This window comes from Mangrovibacterium marinum, from assembly GCF_003046625.1.
GTDB lineage: Bacteria > Bacteroidota > Bacteroidia > Bacteroidales > Prolixibacteraceae > Mangrovibacterium > Mangrovibacterium marinum.
Genome location: NZ_QAAD01000047.1, coordinates 1 through 3285, shown reverse-complemented (window position 1 = coordinate 3285; position 3285 = coordinate 1). Strand labels below are relative to the sequence as shown.

Annotated in this window: 3 protein-coding genes; all 3 read left to right on the top strand. The window is 51.3% G+C overall.

Translation table 11 applies throughout. The features are described from left to right. On the top strand, positions 1 to 1174 hold a 1174-nt coding region (locus C8N47_RS18540; RefSeq protein WP_107824064.1), incomplete at its 5' end, for a n-acyl-d-glucosamine 2-epimerase. Continuing rightward, the gene (locus tag C8N47_RS18535; protein ID WP_245915758.1) at positions 1167 to 1934 is read left to right on the top strand and encodes a creatininase family protein; all 768 of its coding nucleotides are present in this window, start codon (positions 1167 to 1169) and stop codon (positions 1932 to 1934) included. The genes C8N47_RS18540 and C8N47_RS18535, both read left to right, overlap by 8 nt. 140 nt (positions 1935 to 2074) lie before the next feature. Further along, the coding region (locus C8N47_RS18530; RefSeq protein ID WP_211316211.1) for an MFS transporter at positions 2075 to 3285 on the top strand (1211 nt) is incomplete at its 3' end.

The window sequence follows — 3285 nt, the reverse complement described above, 5'->3', positions numbered from 1 at the left end:
ATTAACAGCAGAAAAGTACCAAAAGGAATTGCTTGAAAAAGTAATTCCCTTTTGGGAAAACAATTCCAAAGACGAGCAATGTGGCGGGTATTTTACCTGCCTCGATCGCCAGGGAAAGGTGTTCGATACCGATAAGTTTATTTGGTTGCAGGCCCGCGAAGTCTGGATGTTCGCGTCCTTGTACAACCGGGTTGAGCAAAAAGCACAATGGCTGGAGATGGCTGAGCATGGCGCTCGTTTCCTGATGCAACACGGACACGACGGTCAGCTGAACTGGTATTTCTCGCTGACCCGCGAAGGGGAGCCTCTGGTGCAACCCTACAACATCTTCTCCGATTGTTTTGCAACCATGGCTTTTGGCCAGTTGTACCAGGCTACCGGCAACGAAGAGTACGGCCGCATTGCTAAGCAAACCTTCGACAATATTCTGAAACGCCAGGATAACCCCAAGGGACAATATAACAAGCTGGTATCGGGAACACGCCCCTTGAAAGGCTTCTCCTTACCCATGATTTTGTGTAACCTTTCGCTCGAGATTGAGCACCTGTTGCCCAAAGAGCTGGTGAACCAAACCATTGACGAGGCCATCCACGAAGTGATGGACATCTTCTATCAACCCGAAACCGGATTGATCCTGGAAAATGTAACACCCGAAGGCGAATTTTCCGATTCGTTTGAAGGACGCCTGATGAACCCCGGGCACACCATCGAGGCCATGTGGTTTATCATGGACCTGGCCGAGCGCAAAAATGATTCGGAACTGATGCAGAAAGCCGTGAAAATCATGCTCGACACCCTCAAATATGGCTGGGATGACGAGTTTGGCGGCATCTTCTACTTCCTCGATATCAAAGGCAACCCACCGCAACAGCTCGAGTGGGACCAAAAGCTTTGGTGGGTGCACATTGAAACGCTCATCAGCCTGAGCAAAGCTTATTACCATACCGGCAACGAAGAATGTTTGACCTGGTTTCAGAAAGTGCACGAATATACCTGGGCCCATTTTGCCGATGCAGAATATGCCGAATGGTATGGCTACCTGAACCGCCGCGGTGAAGTGTTGTTGCCGCTCAAAGGTGGTAAGTGGAAAGGCTGTTTCCATGTTCCCCGCGGGCTGTATCAGGTATGGCAGACACTCGAAAAAATTGATGCCAAATCCCCGAAACGTGAGTAAGCAATTGTATCATTTAGCCGAGAGCTGTTGGGCTGATGTGAAAGATCAGACCTACGATCTTGCCGTCCTTCCCTGGGGAGCTGTTGAGCCGCATAACTATCATTTGCCTTATGCGACTGATGTTTTCGAGGCCGAGGCTGTGGCGCTGGAAAGTGCCCGCCAGGCCTGGGAACATGGGGCGCGGCCGGTTGTGCTGCCAACTATCCCCTGGGGGGTCAACACCGGGCAGCTGGACCTGAAGCTGTGTTTGAACATGATGCCTTCAACCCAGATGGTTATTTTGAAAGATCTGGTTGAAAATCTTATTCGGCACGGCATTCGGAAGTTGGTTATTGTAAATAGTCACGGAGGCAACAGTTTCACAACAATGATCCGGGAGCTTTCGGTGACTCATCCCGAGCTATTTATCTGTTGCCTGGACTGGTGGAAGGCATGCGATGCAGCAGCCTGGTTCGACGAGCCGGGCGATCATGCCGGCGAACTGGAAACAAGCGTGATGATGCACTTGGTTCCCGACCTGGTATTGCCGCTTGAGCTTGCGGGCGACGGTGCTTCAAAATCATTTAAAATTGAAGCCCTAAAGAAACGTTGGGTCTGGGCCCAGCGCCAATGGACGTCGATTACGGACAGTACAGGCGTTGGAAATCCCCAAAAAGCAAGTGCCGAAAAAGGCAAGCAGTTTTTGGCCGCTGTAACAAAGCAGATTGCAGGCTTCGTGGTGGAACTTGCCGCATCCGATTTGAACGAGATGTATGAATAAGAATGTTTGCCGTTTGGAAAAAACGGGTTGTAGCCGGAGAAATTCAAGCTCCGGTGCAAACAATAGGACGATGAAAAAAGATTCGAAAATTAAAGTGAAAATAGAGAGCGACAGTTGACGCTCGTTTTAAAAACCTAATTATGAAACAAATTTCTCAAAAAAAATGGTATCCCTGGTTTGTGGTTGGCTTGCTGTGGGTGGTCGCTCTGCTGAACTATATGGACCGGCAAATGCTATCGACCATGAAGGTGGCCATGGAGGGTGATATTCAAGAATTACAGACAGCCGAAAACTTTGGTTATCTGATGGCTGTTTTCCTGTGGATTTATGGGCTGATGAGCCCCATGGCCGGCCTGATTGCCGACCGCATTAACCGCAAATGGCTGATTGTAGGGAGCCTCGGCGTTTGGTCGGGCGTAACCCTGACCATGGGCTATGCAACCACCTTTGATCAGTTGTATGTGTTGCGGGCTGTTATGGGGGTTAGCGAAGCCCTCTACATTCCGGCCGGTCTGGCGCTGATTGCCGATTATCACCGCGGAAATACCCGCTCGCTGGCCGTTGGTATCCACATGACTGGTCTGTACATCGGGCAAGCCCTGGGTGGCTTTGGGGCAACCGTGGCGCATACCTGGAGTTGGCAAACCGCCTTCCACAGCTTTGGGCTGGTGGGCGTGGCTTACAGTGTTGTGCTGATGGTGTTCCTCTACGAAAAACGCTCCGATGAAAAAACAGAAAAAGCACCTGCCGCCGAAAAATCATTCGACCTGTTTAGTGGGTTGAAGTCGGTTCGCCATAGCTTGGGGATGCTCTTCGGAACCCTCAGCTTCTGGGTGATTCTGTTCTATTTTGCAGCTCCCAGCTTCCCGGGTTGGGCAACAAAAAACTGGCTGCCCACCTTATTCAGCGATAGCCTGAACATTGATATGTCGATGGCCGGACCGCTGAGTACCTTTACCATTGCGTTATCGTCGTTTATTGGTGTGATTGGTGGTGGCTTGCTCGCCGACCGCTGGATTAACACCAACGTGCGCGGACGGATTTATACCGGTGCCATCGGCTTGTCGCTGATGATTCCCGCACTGCTGTTGCTGGGCTTTGGTACCAGCTTCGTTAACGTTGTTGGTGGTGGTGTGCTGTTTGGCGTGGGCTATGGTATGTTCGATGCCAACAATATGCCCATCCTTTGTCAGTTTGTATCGCCGCGCCACCGTGCTGCCGGCTACGGACTGATGAACATGACCGGCGTGTTTGCCGGCGCCTTCATCACCAGTTGGCTGGGTAAATCAACCGACGATGGTAACCTGGGGCACGATATGGCCTTTCTGGCGATTCCCGTAGCACTGGCCGT